Here is a 14283-nt window from a genome sequence, read left to right on the forward strand (position 1 = left end):
ACGCCCTATGACCAAGCCGTCCCCAAAGGACGGCTTTGGTTTTTCTGAAGGCTATGAAATGAAAAGTAAAACAATTCGCCGCTGGTCCGCTGTTCATACCTGGACCAGCCTGATTTGCACGATGTTCCTGTTGCTGCTGGCACTGACCGGCCTGCCGCTGATCTTCCACCACGAGATCGACCATCTCCTCGGCGATGCGGCCGAGCTGAAGCAGATGCCGGCAGACACCCCGCTGCTTGATCTGCAGCAGCTGGTAGCGGCGGCTGAAAAGCATCGCCCTGGCGAAGTCATGCAGTATTTCGGCTTCGAGGATGACGAACCCAATGCCGCGATTGCGATCATGGCCCCCACCGCCGGCACTGAACCCAATTCGTCCCATACCTTCATGCTCGACGCCCGTACCGGCGAGGCCCTGGAGATGCCGTCGGCAAACGGTGGTTTCATGATGGTCATGCTGCGCCTGCACGTGGACATGTTTGCCGGCTTACCGGGCAAACTGCTGCTGGCGTTCATGGGGATTCTGTTCGTGGTGGCGATCGTCTCCGGCACCGTCTTGTACCTGCCATTCATGCGCCGCCTGAAGTTCGCCACCGTGCGCCAGGACAAATCCACCCGTCTGCGCTGGCTCGACCTGCATAACCTGATCGGCGTCGTGACCTTGACCTGGGCCCTGGTGGTCGGCGTGACCGGCGTGATCAGTGCCTGCGCCGACCTGATCATTGCCGCCTGGCGCAACGACAGCCTGAGCGCGATGGTCGCGCCGTACCGTGATGCGCCACCGCTGACGCACCTGGCGCCGGCCACCCGTCTGCTCGACATCGCCAAGGAAGTCGCGCCGGGCATGCAGCCGGACTTCATCGCCTTCCCCGGCACGCGGTTTTCCAGCGAGCACCATTACGCGGTGTTCATGAAAGGCAGCACGCACCTGACCTCGCACCTGCTGACGCCGGTGCTGATCGACGCCAGTACCCTGCAAGTCACTGCCGTAGCCGAGCGGCCCTGGTACATGGATGCCATGGGCATGTCGCAACCGCTGCACTTCGGCGACTACGGCGGCATGCCGATGCAAATCCTCTGGGCGACCCTGGATGTGCTGACCATCATTGTGCTCGGCAGCGGAGTCTATCTGTGGGTGGTGCGGCGCAAGGTTGCCAGGCCTGTGCTGGAAAAAGCGGAGAACGTGGCATGAAGCCCCGGCAGTCGAATTTCTGGAAGGTCTTTGCCATTCCCACCGTCATCGCGGTGCTCAGCGCGGCAGGGCTGTTTGCCGCGTTGCTCGGGGATGGTGTGTGGGATTCACTGAGCTGGGTGGGGCTGGGCATCCCGGCTGTGCTGGCCCTACGCGGCCTCCTGCAACGCCGCTAACCCCCTGTAGGAGCGAGCTTGCTCGCGATGGACGTTAACGATAACGCGGGGAACCTGACACCCAGCGGCGCTCTCAAGTCCATCGCGAGCAAGCTCGCTCCTACAGGGGTGTTTGCCATCTTGAGCTATCGCTCCAACACGCTATGCTGCCCGACTCTGCCACCGATCGAGACGCTGCCATGTCCGCCCCGAGCATGACCCTGTACCACAACCCGCTCTCTCCCTTCGTTCGCAAAGTCATGGTGCTGCTGCACGAAACCGGTCAACAGGACCGCGTGGCGCTGCAGACCAGCGTCCTCACCCCGGTCACCCCGGACACGACCCTGATCGACGACAACCCCCTGAGCAAAATCCCGGCCCTGCGCCTGGCGGACGGCAATGTCATCCATGACAGCCGGGTCATCCTCGACTACCTCGATCAGCAACACGTCGGCAACCCGCTGATTCCCCGCGAAGGCTCGGCCCGCTGGCGGCGCCTGACCCTCGCGTCCCTTGCCGACGGGATCATGGACGCGGCCGTGCTGGTGCGCTACGAAGTCGCCCTGCGTGCCCCGGAGAAACACTGGGACGAATGGCTCGACGGCCAGCGCGACAAGATCCGCCGCGCCCTGGCCTTGCTGGAAAAGGACGCGATTGCCGAGCTGACCTGCCACTTCGACGTGGCCGCGATCAGCGTGGCCTGTGCACTGGGTTACCTGGACCTGCGCCATCCGGATCTGGATTGGCGCACGGCGAATCCGCAGCTGGCGGGGTGGTACTTCGAGGTGAGCCAGCGGCCTTCGATGATTGCGACGATGCCGAAGGCTTAGAACTTCGCCGGCAGTACTGGCCGCTTCGCGAGCAGGCTCGCTCCCACAGCAGGTCGTCGGTGCGTACAAATTTTGTATTCACTGGAGAACCCTTGTGGGAGCGAGCCTGCTCGCGAAAATACCAACGCGGTTCATCAGGCAACCACTGCAAAATCAGCGTCACTAACACCTCGCTCCAGCGCTGATCCTCGCGCAACCCCACCGACCGGTTCATTGCACCGCTCCAATATCGAAGTCCAACGGTTTCACCGCTTTCTGCCCAACCCCATACCAATCCAGCTTGCGCGTCAGCACCATGAACACACCCAACAAACCGAACAGCAGCAACGAGCCCATCAACAGCGCGTAATCCTCGGCGCTCAACACGCCGTAAAGCAGGCCGTACAACGCCGCCAGTCCCGCGGAGAAGCTCAACCCGTTCACGACGCTGCGCAGCACATGGCACACATAAAAACCGATCAACAACACGCAGCCCGCCGCCGACAACAGATAGGCCAGCCCAAAACCGACGTGCTCGGACAGCGACAGCAACAGCAGGTAAAAGAACGCCAGGGCCACCCCCACCAGCGCGTATTGCACCGGGTGCACGGCCAGGCTTTTCAACACTTCGAAGAGGAAGAAACCGGCGAACGTCAGGACAATGAACAGCAGTGCGTATTTGATCGCCCGGTCGCTTTTCAGGTACTGGTCCACCGGGTCGATAAAGCTCACACCGAAGCTGCGGCCGCTGAAGGCTGCGCAGTCACCGCCAGTGACACAGCTGCTCAAGGCCTCCTGCAGATTGGTGGAGAAAAACGACGCCTGCCAATTGGCGGTGAACCCCTGATCGGTGACGTTACGCTGGGCCGGCAGATAGTTGCCGATGAAGCTTGGGTGAGGCCAGTCGGCGCTCAGCGAGACGGTGCTGGTTTTACCCACCGGCAATACCTGCAACACGCCCGTGCCTTGCAGGCGCAGGTTAAAACCGAAAGCCAGCTCCGCGGCCTGTTCGGTGTTCAGCGCCGGCAGTGTCACGTGCACGCCCTCACCCAGCCAGCCGACCTGGCTACCGGGAATGAAGTCCAGGCTCTGGCCGTCGAGCTCGAGTTTCAAGGCATTTTCGATGCCACGGATGTCGCTGATGCCAACGGCGAGAAACGGCTGGTCGAACCGGTAATCGGCAAAGTCTTCCTTGATACCAAGCCGCGCCGGCAGCGAAAAAAGCCCACTAATGCGATTGTCGGCATGAAACAGCCGCGCTTGGTAAATCCCCCGGGAACGCAACTCGGTCTGCACCTGGCCGTCGAGCTCGAAGCGTTCCGGCAGGAAGTACAGACGACCGCGCTCTTCGCTGATGTCTTGATAACGCTCGTTGGTTTTTTCACGGGTCTTCCAGGTGCGCACCACTTTGCGATACGGCACCACCAGCAACGGACCGCTCACCTGCTGGCTGAAACTGGAACTGCGGGCGATGTCGTCGAGCACGCCGTCGCGCAATTGCTGACGGTCGCGGATCACACCGTTGATCATCAGCAGCGGGATCAGCAACAACAGAATCAACAGGGCAATCGCCCCGAGTTTTAGGGTCAGGCTACGGTTCATGGGACTCTCCCTGTTTTGGATGGGGAAAGTCTGGCGTGGCTGTGTGAGGAATGAATGGAGGGAATGTGGAGACTGTGTGGAGACTGAGCCGGCCCTAAGGCAGGTGCACGGTCACTTCCACTCCGCCGTCGACATTCCCGATGCTCAGGGTGCCGCCGTGCAGCTTGACCACTTCTTCGACAAAGTTCAGCCCAAGCCCGGTGCTTTTGCGCCCGCTGTCCGGTCTCGGCAGCGAGTAGAAACGCTCGCTCAGCCTTGGCAACGCATAGTCCGGAATGGCCTCGGCCTGATTGAACAATTTGAACTCGACCTGCTCGTCAATTCGCCGGGCACCGAGGCGCAGCACGCCTTTGGCCGGGGTGAAATCCAGCGCGTTTTCCAACAGGTTGCCCAGTGCCTGCCGCAGTAAAAACGGCTCGCCGCTCAACATCAGATCCGCTGCAATGCTTTGTTCCACCTGCAACTGACGGCATTCGATTCGCGCCGCCTGAGCACTCAGCAACTCCCTCACCAAAGCACCCAGCGGCACGTCGACGCGTTCTTCCAGCCCCTGACGCTGCTCGACTTGCGCCAGATTCAGCAAGCGCTCGATCAACTGCTGCATGCGCGCACTTTCGCTGTCGATGTTGCCGACGAAACGCTGCCGCTGGACCAGCGGCATATCGCCCTGCAACAATTCCGCCGCGCCACGAATGGCTGCCAGCGGACTCTTCAGCTCATGGGTCAGTGTGTGCACGTAACGCTCGACGTAGGCCTTGCCTTCAAGCTGCGTGCGCATCTGCTCCACCGCCGTGGCCAATTGTTCCAGCTCACCACCGCGATAATGCGGCACTTCAACCCGCCGGCCCGCACTGACGCCTTGGGCGTACGCCGTCAATCTGCGCAGGGCGCGGCTCAGCCACCAGGACAACAACGCGCCGAACAGCAAACCGAGGCCGATCAGCCCGGCGCCATACGCCAGCAACCGGCGTTCCGTGCGATCCACATAAGGCTGCAACGAGCTGTTGGGCTTGGCCACGGTGACCACGCCGATGATCTGGCCGTTGTCGCGAATCGGCGCGCCGACATGCATCACCGAAGACCCCGGATCGTTCGGGTCACCGCGGGTGGAGCGAGCGCCGTATTCGCCGCGCAGGGTCAGGTAGACGTCGTTCCAGCGCGAGTAATCCTGCCCCACCGCCGCTCCGCTGGAATCCAGCACGACGATACCCTTGGCGTCGGTGACGTAGATGCGGTGGTTGACCTGATTCTTCGGCAAGCCCCAGATTTTCGCCGCCGGCTGGCGCTCACCGTAAGCCTTGAGCAGTTGCGGCCAGCGGTTCTGATTGAGGGTGCCGGCCTTGAAGTCGTCGCGCAGGATCTCGGCCATCAGGTTGGCGGTATCGACCAGGGTTTCTTCGGTGGACTGGCGAACGCCGGGGCGGATCTCTTGCATGACCGTGTTGAGCACAAAGTAGCCCGTCAGGCCGATGAACAGTGCGTAGACCAGGAAAAACCGGATTCCCAGCGGCATTAGCTGTGTCCCGGGCTGTAGCTGTAGCCAAGGCCGCGGTGGGTCTGGATCGGTTCGGCGTCAGCCTTCACCCGTCGCAACTTGGCGCGCACGCTCTTGATGTGGCTGTCGATGCTGCGCTCATAACCGGCGTCGGCGGCCACGCCCAGGGCATCGAGCAACTGTTCGCGACTGAAGACGCGCTCGGGCTGTTCCAGCAGGCATTGCAGCAGGCGGAATTCATGGCGGGTAAGGGTCAGCAGTTGACCGCGATAGCTGATTTGCACACGGTCGCCATCGATGCGGAACAACGTCGTCGACGGTTCGCTCACCGTGCGGGGCGCCATGCGTTTGAGAATCGCCCGGACCCGCGCCGCCACCTCCCGAGGGCTGAACGGCTTGACCACGTAATCGTCGGCGCCGATTTCCAGGCCCACGACGCGATCGATCTCGCCATCCCGGGCACTGAGGAACATCACCGGCACTTCGCTGAAGCGCCGCAGTTGCTTGCAGGTTTCGAAGCCGCTGATGTCCGGCAGGCCGATATCGAGAATGATCAGATCCGCCGGGGTCTGACGCTGATGCTCCAGCGCCGCCGCGCCGAGGCTCAGCCACGTGGTGGTGAAGCCCTCGCCTTGCAGGGCGAAAATCAGGGTGTCGGCAATGGCCGCTTCGTCTTCGACAATCAGGATATGAGGCATGGCGTCCGAGCCCGGCAGGGATGTGGGCGAACGGTGCCCCAAGCCTCACACTCCGTCAATCAGCAATCGGGCTTGTCCGCGGTAAACCGCCGCGCCGGGTTCACCGCCGCACCAAACTCGCGCAACGCCTTGGCGCCGATCAGCAACGGGTAGTTGAAGCTGCTGCGGTCTGTCAGGTTGACCTCGACCGTGCGCTTGACGTGACCCAGGCACAGCTCCAGATCAACCACCGGACGCTTGGTCGGCGCGACGACTTCGCTGTCCTCCTCGTCCTCTTCGGAGCGGGTCTTGATCTTGCTGATGCGCGCGACCTTGTGTTCGTAGACCTGGTTGCCCGCATCCTTGGTGCCCAGGCGGAAACGCACCCAGTCTTCGCCGTCACGCTTGAAGGTTTCGATGTCCTTGGCCGACAGCGACGCGGTCAGGGCGCCGGTGTCCATTTTCGCCTTGAGGACCTGCCCGCCAATTTCCGGCAGGGCGATGTATTCGTAACGCCCGTACAGGGTCGGCTCAGCGGCCATGACCGGCAGGGCCAGGAGGGAAAGCAGTGCGAGGAGCGATTTCACGTAGGGCTTCCTTGAAGGATGGGCAGCGGAATTTTAGACCGTGGCCGTTGAATTCGTTCGCAGAAATTTGAAAATCAAAGCCCTGTAGGAGCTGCCGAAGGCTGCGATCTTTTGATCTTCAAAACAAAGTCAAAAGATCGCAGCCTTCGGCAGCTCCTACAGGGACGAGGGTATCCAGTCTACCGCCGCCCAGGTGAAGCATTCGTCATAGCGATTTGGCCTGTCGCCTGAAGCTGCTTATCATGGCGCGCCCAAACGCTTGCAAGAGTTCTTTATGCGCCGCCTGCTCACCGGCTGTTTCGTCACACTGCTGCTGTTGCTCAACACCCTGGTCCTGATCGGGCCCTTGATGGTGTTTGCCTTGCTCAAACTGGTCCTGCCCGGGCGCTTTCGCGATTACGCCTCCTGGGCCGTGATGTGGATCGCCGAAACCTGGTCGGAAATCGACAAGCTGATTTTCCGCGTCTGCATCCCCACCCAATGGGACATCCGTGGCGGTGAAGATCTGCGCCGCGATACCTCGTACCTGGTGATCAGCAACCATCAATCCTGGGTCGACATCCCGGCGCTGATCCAGACGCTGAACCGGCGCACGCCGTTCTTCAAATTCTTCCTCAAGAAAGAACTGATCTGGGTGCCCTTCCTGGGCCTGGCGTGGTGGGCGCTGGACTACCCGTTCATGAAGCGCTACAGCAAGGCGTTCCTGGCCAAACACCCGGAGCTGGCGGGCAAGGATCTGGAGATCACCAAAAAGGCCTGCGAGCTGTTCAAGCGCCAGCCGGTGACGGTGGTCAACTATCTGGAAGGTACGCGCTTCACCGCAGCGAAAAGCGCTCAACAGCAGTCGCCATTCACTCACCTGCTCAAGCCCAAGGCTGGCGGCGTGGCATTCGTGCTGGCGGCAATGGGCGAACAGCTGGACGCCGTTCTCGATGTGACGGTGGTTTACCCGCAGCAGAAGATTCCGGGGTTCTGGGACCTGATCAGCGGCAATCTGCCAAGGGTCATCATCGACATCAAGACCCGCGACCTCGACCCGGCGCTATGGCAGGGCGATTACGAAAACGATCCGGTGTTTCGCGAGAAGATCCAGAACTGGGTCAACCAGCTCTGGATCGAGAAGGACCGGCGCATCGACGCCTTGCGCGCCGAGCGCAGCTGAATCAGCTACCGGTGCCGGTGCCAGCGCCCCAGATGTTGCCCAGGCTGCTCAGCAGCGTACCGCCGACACCCTGCTGACCGAGGTACTGCAGGAGCACCGGAGCAAACTGGCCGATCATGCCGCTGTCCATGCCCAGGGCGCTGAAGGCGTTGTTCAGGTCGTTGGTGTCCTTGACGTTGCCCAGGGCGTTGTCCAGCCCTGCCGCTTTGCCGCTGGAGCCGAGCAGGCCGGCCAGCGCGCCCAACTCACCGCCGCCCGAGAGCATGTCGATGCCCGGCACGCTTTTGGCCAATTGCGCGTAGTCGGTCGAACTCAACTGGTTCTTCGCCAGGCCCAGCATGGCCCCGGCGCCGCCGATGGCTTGCTCTGGGGTGATGTCCAATTCACTGAGAGTGCTCAGCAAATCGGCGGTCTGTGGCGTCGGTGCGGCGGTCGCGGCCGCGTCATCGCCCTTCATGCCGGCAATGACATTGGCTGCATCACTCAGGTTGAACTGTGCAAAAGCCGGGCTGGCAGCCAGGGTCAGGAGTGATGCCAGTGCAAAACCGCGTGAAATCTTCATTCAGACATCCTCGATGAACACCGCCCGGCAATGGGCGGCGAAAAACTGTCCATTGGACTGACGCCCTCAAGGATTGTTCCCGGCCCTGTAGGAGCTGCCGGAGGCTGCGATCTTTTGATCTTGATCTTCGGCAAATTCAATATCGCCAGGATCAAAAGATCGCAGCCTCCGGCAGCTCCTACAAGGTCGGTGTCGTGGCAAATAGCGGTCCACTGCATCCAATCCCACCTTGTCTGCGTATATCAAGCACGGACAGACACCCCTGGCCGATTCTCATCACAAGGATCATCACCATGAAACGCACTTCGATCAAAACACCATTGATTGCCAGCCTGCTGACCCTGGCCCTTGGTGGCGGACTCGTCCTGAACACCGTGCAAGCGGCGGACATGGGCCACGGCACCGTCACGGTCGGCGGCCAGACCATGCTGCCGAGCAAGGACATCGTCGATAACGCAGTGAACTCCGCCGATCACACCACCCTGGTCGCCGCTGTAAAAGCCGCCGGCCTGGTTGACACGCTCAAGGGCAAAGGTCCGTTCACCGTGTTCGCCCCGGTCAATTCGGCCTTCACTGCCCTGCCCGCGGGCACCGTCGACACCCTGCTCAAACCGGCCAACAAGGCCACGCTGACCCACATCCTCACCTACCACGTGGTCGCCGGGAAACTCGACATGAAGACCCTGTCCGAGAAAATCAGGGCAGGTGGCGGCAAGGCAGAACTGACCACGGTGGCCGGCGGCAAACTGTGGGCCATGATGAACGGTCCGCACAACATCACCATCAAGGATGAAAAGGGTGACGTCGCTGACATCACCACCTACGACGTGTACCAGTCCAACGGGGTCATTCAGGTCATCGACAAAGTGCTGATGCCAAAAAGCTGAGCCGTGCCGCCGCCCTCGCGCCTCGGGGGCGGCGGTCCTTCCGAGGTGTTCGCCGTGAATGGAACAACTGCGCGCCGTGAACTAACCTCTGCCTGCAACCGGCCACCTGCCCCGCTTTCCGGGAGAACCGCCATTCCCATCGCCGACGCCGATCAGCTCAGGCAACTGCTGGCCCAGTGTTCACTGGGCGACCGCCGCGCCTTCGAGACGCTGTACCGCAGCGTCGGCCCGCGCCTGCACGGGGTAGCATTGCGCTTCATGGGCCGTCCGGACCTGGCCGAAGAGGTGCTGCAAGAGAGTTTCGTGCGCATCTGGAACAATGCATCACGCTACGAAGCGCATCTGTCGGCGCCGTTGACCTGGATGATCAATATCACCCGTCATCAGGCCATCGACCAGTTGCGCAAACACCGCGATCGGCCATTGAGCGATCTCGAAGAACAGAGGCTCGTGGATGAAAGCCCATCGGCCCACGAGCAACTGGACAGTGCTCGTGAAGCCAACGCCTTGAACCGTTGCCTGGACAGCCTCGAAGGCATGCAGCGCCAGTCGATTACCGTCGCCTATTTCCAGGGACTGTCGTGCTCCGAACTGGCCGAACACCTGGCCGCGCCGCTGGGTTCGGTGAAGTCCTGGATCCGCCGCGGCATGGAACGCCTGCGCAGGTGCCTTGAATCATGAACTATCGAACCCCGACCCTGCGCCGCGCCCTCGCCGCCGACTATGCCATTGGCCTGATGCCTGCCACCGCGCGCCGGCGTTTCGAACAGCTGTTGCTGGAAGATGCAGCCATGCGCGCAGAACTGGCACAGTGGCAGGAAAGCCTGGTCAGCCTGACCGATGCCCTGCCGGAGCAGCCGGTGCCGGATCGCGTCTGGCAAGGCATTACCGCGCGGATCGAACCACAAGTGCTGCACGTACCAGAGAAGCGTCCGTTCTGGAATTGGCTGCGAGTGACGGCAGCGGTTTGCTCGCTGCTGATCGCAGTGACGCTCGGCGTACTCTACCTCCCCGACGACGCCCGCTACATCGCCACGCTGGTGAGCGCCGACGCGCAACCGGCGTTGCGCGTGCAAGTCCACGAGGATTACCTGCAAGTCGAGCCACTGGCCTTGGCCGCAATCGGGCCGGATCGCAGCCTGGAACTGTGGGCGATACCGGCGGACGGCAAACCGATTTCCCTCGGCGTGATTCCGCCGAACGGCAAAGGCAAGGTCGAATTGAGCGAGGCGCAGAAAGCGCTGATCGGCAAGCCGATTGCGCTGGCGGTCAGCCTTGAGCCGAAGGGCGGCTCGCCGACCGGGCAACCGACTGGACCCGTCCTTTATCAAGGTTCATTGGCTTCGCTTTGACGCGAACAAAGCGCGCCTCATGAGCGCGCCTTGCGCCTTTCCTTTCCCTGACCTTTACGCTGTCCGTCATATCGAAACGCTGCATAAAACTATCATTAATGAGAGTACACATCGAATTTCCCATCCTCCAACATGACGACTCAAATCCATGTAGAGGAGTACATCATGATACTAAAAACACTCTCGGCAAGCGCCATATTACTGTCGATATTCACAACTAACGCCCTGGCGGCAATCGCTGTGTGTCCGTCAGCTTCAAGCATCACACAAAAGAAAGATGAGCAAGGCTACAGCTATTCCGCCCCCGGCCCAAATGGCCGCCTGTGGGTAGGCGAAAACCCCTATGCCGATGAAGGAGATCTTGAAACCTTCGTGTTCACCGGTGCGCTCTACCGGACTGTCAGCTCCGAAGGAAACGGGGATGTGGTGTCCTGTGATTACGAGGGTGACGAGTGGAACGCGTTTGCCCGAATGACACTGTACTCCTTCGTAGGGTGGGCACCCGTCAACGGAACGAAGTGGAAGCCTGTTAAAGAAAAGGTCGGCGCCTCCCATAAAGCCAACTACGTTGCGCAATGCGACTCACTTGTCCAAAAGGAATGTGAATTCAACTACAAGTTCCTGACCACGCCCCCAACAGGTCATTGAACACAAAAAAGGGCGACCTCGGTCGCCCTTTTTTTTACCCGACGCTTACGCCGCGCTGAACATCTTGTGCGGATCAATCACAAACTTCTTCGGCACGCCCGCATCAAACTCGCCATAACCCTGCGGAGCCTGATCCAGGCTGATCACCTGAACGCCCACCACTTCGGCGATGTTGATACGGTCCCACATGATCGCTTGCATGAGCGCGCGATTGTACTTCATTACCGGGGTCTGGCCGGTATGGAAGCTGTGGGACTTGGCCCAGCCCAGCCCGAAACGGATGCTCAGGCTGCCCATTTTCGCGGCAGCGTCGACAGCACCCGGGTCTTCGGTCACGTAGAGGCCGGGAATGCCGATCTTGCCCGCCACACGCACCACGCCCATCAGCGAGTTGAGCACGGTGGCCGGGGCTTCGTGTTTCACACCGTCATGGCCATGGCCACGGGCTTCGAAGCCGACGGCGTCGATGGCGCAATCCACTTCCGGTTCGCCCAGCAGTGCGGCGATCTGTTCGTGCAGCGGCGTGTCCAGGGACAGGTCGGCGATCTCGAAGCCCTGGGCCTTGGCATGGGCCAGGCGAACGGTGTTGACGTCACCGATGATCACCACCGCCGCGCCCAACAGGCGAGCCGAAGCCGCCGCCGCCAGACCGACCGGACCGGCGCCAGCGATGTACACAGTGCTGCCTGGGCCAACGCCGGCAGTCACAGCACCGTGATAGCCGGTCGGCAGGATGTCGGAGAGGCAGGTCAGGTCGCGGATTTTTTCCATCGCCCGGTCGCGGTCCGGCAGTTTCAGCAGGTTGAAGTCGGCGTACGGCACCATGGCGTATTCCGCCTGGCCGCCGGTCCAGTCGCCCATGTCGACATAACCGTAAGCACCGCCCGGGCGGGCCGGGTTGACGCTCAGGCACACGCCGGTGTGCATTTCCTTGCAGGAGCGGCAGCGCCCGCAAGCCACGTTGAACGGTACGGACACCAGGTCGCCGATTTTCAGGTTCTCGACGTCGCTACCCTTCTCGATCACTTCGCCGGTGATTTCGTGGCCCAACACAAGGCCGGTTTGCGCCGTGGTACGCCCGCGCACCATGTGCTGGTCGGAACCACAGATGTTGGTGGAAACCACTTTGAGAATGACCCCGTGCTCGATCTTGCGACCGCGCGGGTCCTGCATTTTCGGATAGTCAATCTTCTGTACTTCGACCTTGCCAGCGCCGAGATACACCACACCACGATTGCCAGACATGCTTTCACCTCGCTGTTGTTTTTATGGAACCGCGTCGCCCAGGCAGGCAGCGCGTTAAGTGCTCGGTAAATCAAAAGATCGCAGCCTTCGGCAGCTCCTACAATGACCGCATACCCCTGTAGGAGCTGCCGAAGGCTGCGATCTTGGCGATATCGAAATCGCTACAGGACCACCGTCCTGTTGGCATTCAAAAACACGCGGCGCTCAATGTGATAACCCACCGCCCGCGCCAGCGTCAGCCCTTCGATATCCCGCCCCTTGGCGATCAAGTCTTCCGGGTAATGGCTGTGGTCCACTGCCTCGACGCCCTGGGCAATGATCGGGCCTTCATCAAGGTCGTTATTGATGTAATGCGCCGTGGCGCCCACCAGTTTCACCCCCTTGTTGTAGGCCTGGTGATAGGGCTTGGCACCCTTGAAACCCGGCAGCAGGGAGTGGTGGATGTTGATCGCCTTGCCATCGAGCTTGCGGCACAACTCTGGCGACAGCACTTGCATGTAGCGCGCAAGGATCACCAGCTCGGCACCGGACTCTTCGATCACCTGCCACACCTGACGCTCTTGCGACGGCTTGTCGTTCGGGTCCAGCGGGAAGTGGTAGTACGGAATCTGGTGCCAGTCAGCCAGTGGTTTGAGATCCGGATGATTGGAGACCACCGCGGCAACGTCCATCGACAATTGGCCGATGCGCTGGCGATAAAGCAAATCGTTGAGGCAGTGATCGGCCTTGGAAACCATGATCACCACTTTCGGCCGGTAGTTCGGTTCAGTCAGTTCGAAGATCATGCCGAAGGCTTCACCGCGCTCGGCGAGCCCCGCGCGGAATGATTGCTCATCGAAGCCGTCGGGTTGACGGAATTCCACACGAATGAAAAAACGGCCCGAGAGCCGGTCATCGAAGGAATGGTGCTCGGTGACGTAGCAGCCCTGCTCGAACAGAAAGCGGGTCACCGCGTCCACGGTGCCGAGGACGCTGGGGCAGTCGGCGGTCAGAATCCATGTGTCTGGGGCGCGGCTCATGGTGCGGTGACTCCTGTGAGATCTGTAAACAAAGCACCCCTCTGTGGGAGCGAGCCTGCTCGCGATGGACGTCAACGATGACGCGTACTTCCTGATTTAACGCGTCGCTCTCAAGTCCATCGCGAGCAGGCTCGCTCCCACAGAGGAAGGTGGTGATCAGGCCTGGACGCTGAGGCCATACTCGGCAGAAGCATCCTGCAACCACAGCCACCAGTAGTCCGAGAAGCTGCGACGAATCAGCAGTTCCCAGGTGTCTTCGGCGGTGTGACGGATCATCAGTTGCGACTTGGCGAACACCGTGCCGACCGCTTTGCCCACCGGAAAGTTGTTCGGGTGCACGTCGTAGCTGGTGGACTTCATCAGCACCTGGCGCACGTTCGGGCCGCTCAGTTCGAGGAGTTGCTGGCCACCGCTGACGTTGACGATTGCAATGTGCAGATCGCCCAGTGCTTGGCGCAGTTTCTGCTCGGCGGCCAGTTCTTCACCGGTCGGCACGATCAGCAGCCACTCATCCGGGCCCATCCACTGCAGACTGGTCTCGCCTTTGACGATGACACTCAGCGCGCCCGGCAATTCAATGCCCAGGGCCTTGTGCACGCCGGCGGCAAACGCGGCATCGTGGCCATCGCCACGAATGGTCAGGTGGCCGAGGAGTTTTTTCTCGCGCACGGTCACGCCGGCGTTCTTGCGCCCCTTGCCCACCAGGCTGGCGAGGTCGGCATGATGCAACGACGACTCGGCCTTGGCCCCGGAGGTTGGGCGTTGTTGGTAAACATTGGCTGCGGTCATAAAGCACCTTTCCTGAATTCTGTTAGCCCTGGGGAGACTGTTCTGCCGCTTTCGCGAGCAGGCTCGCTCCCACAAGGGGTACGCGATCTCCTGTGGGAGCGAGCC

General features: G+C 61.2%; 16 protein-coding genes. 8 read left to right on the forward strand and 8 right to left on the reverse strand.

Features of this window, described 5'->3' with window-relative positions; all coding sequences use genetic code 11:
- Positions 1-58: 58 nt before the first annotated feature.
- The 3 genes from AC3WJW_RS26495 (at position 59) to AC3WJW_RS26505 (ending at position 2174) form a co-directional block, all read left to right on the forward strand.
- Positions 59-1189 (forward strand): PepSY-associated TM helix domain-containing protein, encoded by a 1131-nt coding sequence (locus tag AC3WJW_RS26495; RefSeq protein ID WP_493728023.1) that lies wholly within the window; start codon positions 59-61, stop codon positions 1187-1189.
- Complete coding sequence (locus tag AC3WJW_RS26500) at positions 1186-1365, forward strand: hypothetical protein (protein ID WP_056726593.1); 180 nt, start codon at positions 1186-1188, stop codon at positions 1363-1365. Before AC3WJW_RS26495 ends, AC3WJW_RS26500 begins: the two co-directional genes overlap by 4 nt.
- A 179-nt stretch (positions 1366-1544) precedes the next feature.
- The gene (locus AC3WJW_RS26505) at positions 1545-2174 is read left to right on the forward strand and encodes a glutathione S-transferase (protein ID WP_493728024.1); all 630 of its coding nucleotides are present in this window, start codon (positions 1545-1547) and stop codon (positions 2172-2174) included.
- 210 nt (positions 2175-2384) lie between these two features.
- On the opposite strand, the gene creD is transcribed toward AC3WJW_RS26505, so the two are convergent.
- The 4 genes from creD to rloA2 form a co-directional block, all read right to left on the reverse strand.
- Positions 2385-3755: a cell envelope integrity protein CreD gene (creD, locus tag AC3WJW_RS26510; RefSeq protein ID WP_493728025.1), complete on the reverse strand. Its 1371-nt coding sequence runs from the start codon at positions 3753-3755 to the stop codon at positions 2385-2387.
- A 94-nt stretch (positions 3756-3849) separates the two neighbouring features.
- Positions 3850-5268 carry a two-component system sensor histidine kinase CreC gene (gene creC, locus AC3WJW_RS26515; RefSeq protein ID WP_493728026.1) on the reverse strand — a complete coding sequence of 473 codons (1419 nt, stop codon included), beginning with the start codon at positions 5266-5268 and terminating at the stop codon, positions 3850-3852.
- Positions 5268-5948 carry a two-component system response regulator CreB gene (creB, locus tag AC3WJW_RS26520; protein ID WP_493728027.1) on the reverse strand — a complete coding sequence of 227 codons (681 nt, stop codon included), beginning with the start codon at positions 5946-5948 and terminating at the stop codon, positions 5268-5270. Before creB ends, creC begins: the two co-directional genes overlap by 1 nt.
- Before the next feature lie 59 nt (positions 5949-6007).
- Positions 6008-6514: a retropepsin-like aspartic peptidase RloA2 gene (gene rloA2, locus AC3WJW_RS26525; RefSeq protein ID WP_104450044.1), complete on the reverse strand. Its 507-nt coding sequence runs from the start codon at positions 6512-6514 to the stop codon at positions 6008-6010.
- A gap of 274 nt (positions 6515-6788) precedes the next feature.
- Here rloA2 and yihG point away from each other — a divergent pair, with 274 nt between their 5' ends.
- Positions 6789-7676 carry a 1-acylglycerol-3-phosphate O-acyltransferase, YihG family gene (gene yihG, locus AC3WJW_RS26530; RefSeq protein WP_493728028.1) on the forward strand — a complete coding sequence of 296 codons (888 nt, stop codon included), beginning with the start codon at positions 6789-6791 and terminating at the stop codon, positions 7674-7676.
- A gap of 1 nt (position 7677) precedes the next feature.
- Here the strand turns inward: yihG and AC3WJW_RS26535 are convergent, their stop codons facing one another.
- On the reverse strand, positions 7678-8238 hold the full coding sequence (locus AC3WJW_RS26535) for a DUF2780 domain-containing protein (protein WP_493728029.1): 561 nt from the start codon (positions 8236-8238) through the stop codon (positions 7678-7680).
- A gap of 293 nt (positions 8239-8531) precedes the next feature.
- Between AC3WJW_RS26535 and AC3WJW_RS26540 the strand changes: the two genes are divergently transcribed.
- The 4 genes from AC3WJW_RS26540 to AC3WJW_RS26555 all read left to right on the forward strand — a co-directional run bounded on the left by AC3WJW_RS26540 (position 8532) and on the right by AC3WJW_RS26555 (position 11125).
- Positions 8532-9125 carry a fasciclin domain-containing protein gene (locus tag AC3WJW_RS26540; protein ID WP_493728030.1) on the forward strand — a complete coding sequence of 198 codons (594 nt, stop codon included), beginning with the start codon at positions 8532-8534 and terminating at the stop codon, positions 9123-9125.
- A gap of 54 nt (positions 9126-9179) precedes the next feature.
- Complete coding sequence (locus tag AC3WJW_RS26545; protein ID WP_493728031.1) at positions 9180-9806, forward strand: sigma-70 family RNA polymerase sigma factor; 627 nt, start codon at positions 9180-9182, stop codon at positions 9804-9806.
- Positions 9803-10477: an anti-sigma factor gene (locus tag AC3WJW_RS26550; RefSeq protein ID WP_493728032.1), complete on the forward strand. Its 675-nt coding sequence runs from the start codon at positions 9803-9805 to the stop codon at positions 10475-10477. The genes AC3WJW_RS26545 and AC3WJW_RS26550 overlap by 4 nt, the downstream gene beginning before the upstream one ends.
- A 165-nt stretch (positions 10478-10642) precedes the next feature.
- Complete coding sequence (locus AC3WJW_RS26555; protein WP_493728033.1) at positions 10643-11125, forward strand: DUF3757 domain-containing protein; 483 nt, start codon at positions 10643-10645, stop codon at positions 11123-11125.
- Between the two features lie 45 nt (positions 11126-11170).
- On the opposite strand, the gene fdhA is transcribed toward AC3WJW_RS26555, so the two are convergent.
- From fdhA to AC3WJW_RS26570, 3 genes are all read right to left on the reverse strand, one after another.
- Positions 11171-12370, reverse strand: a complete 1200-nt coding sequence (fdhA, locus tag AC3WJW_RS26560; protein WP_007980407.1) for a formaldehyde dehydrogenase, glutathione-independent — start codon at positions 12368-12370, stop codon at positions 11171-11173.
- 161 nt (positions 12371-12531) lie between these two features.
- Complete coding sequence (gene purU, locus AC3WJW_RS26565) at positions 12532-13389, reverse strand: formyltetrahydrofolate deformylase (RefSeq protein ID WP_015097122.1); 858 nt, start codon at positions 13387-13389, stop codon at positions 12532-12534.
- 156 nt (positions 13390-13545) lie between these two features.
- The gene (locus AC3WJW_RS26570; RefSeq protein ID WP_493728034.1) at positions 13546-14178 is read right to left on the reverse strand and encodes a sarcosine oxidase subunit gamma; all 633 of its coding nucleotides are present in this window, start codon (positions 14176-14178) and stop codon (positions 13546-13548) included.
- Positions 14179-14283 lie beyond the last annotated feature (105 nt).

This window comes from Pseudomonas sp. GW821-FHT07G06, assembly GCF_058986625.1.

Bases quoted from the DNA above. Each gene is read 5' to 3' on its own strand.
- AC3WJW_RS26540 (WP_493728030.1), top strand. From the start codon at position 8,532: ATGAAACGCACTTCGATCAAAACACCATTGATTGCCAGCCTGCTGACC.
- AC3WJW_RS26550 (WP_493728032.1), top strand. From the start codon at position 9,803: ATGAACTATCGAACCCCGACCCTGCGCCGCGCCCTCGCCGCCGACTAT.
- creB (WP_493728027.1), bottom strand. From the start codon at position 5,948: ATGCCTCATATCCTGATTGTCGAAGACGAAGCGGCCATTGCCGACACC.
- AC3WJW_RS26500 (WP_056726593.1), top strand. From the start codon at position 1,186: ATGAAGCCCCGGCAGTCGAATTTCTGGAAGGTCTTTGCCATTCCCACC.
- purU (WP_015097122.1), bottom strand. From the start codon at position 13,389: ATGAGCCGCGCCCCAGACACATGGATTCTGACCGCCGACTGCCCCAGC.
- AC3WJW_RS26505 (WP_493728024.1), top strand. From the start codon at position 1,545: ATGTCCGCCCCGAGCATGACCCTGTACCACAACCCGCTCTCTCCCTTC.
- AC3WJW_RS26555 (WP_493728033.1), top strand. From the start codon at position 10,643: ATGATACTAAAAACACTCTCGGCAAGCGCCATATTACTGTCGATATTC.
- fdhA (WP_007980407.1), bottom strand. From the start codon at position 12,370: ATGTCTGGCAATCGTGGTGTGGTGTATCTCGGCGCTGGCAAGGTCGAA.
- creC (WP_493728026.1), bottom strand. From the start codon at position 5,268: ATGCCGCTGGGAATCCGGTTTTTCCTGGTCTACGCACTGTTCATCGGC.
- AC3WJW_RS26570 (WP_493728034.1), bottom strand. From the start codon at position 14,178: ATGACCGCAGCCAATGTTTACCAACAACGCCCAACCTCCGGGGCCAAG.
- AC3WJW_RS26535 (WP_493728029.1), bottom strand. From the start codon at position 8,238: ATGAAGATTTCACGCGGTTTTGCACTGGCATCACTCCTGACCCTGGCT.
- creD (WP_493728025.1), bottom strand. From the start codon at position 3,755: ATGAACCGTAGCCTGACCCTAAAACTCGGGGCGATTGCCCTGTTGATT.
- AC3WJW_RS26495 (WP_493728023.1), top strand. From the start codon at position 59: ATGAAAAGTAAAACAATTCGCCGCTGGTCCGCTGTTCATACCTGGACC.
- yihG (WP_493728028.1), top strand. From the start codon at position 6,789: ATGCGCCGCCTGCTCACCGGCTGTTTCGTCACACTGCTGCTGTTGCTC.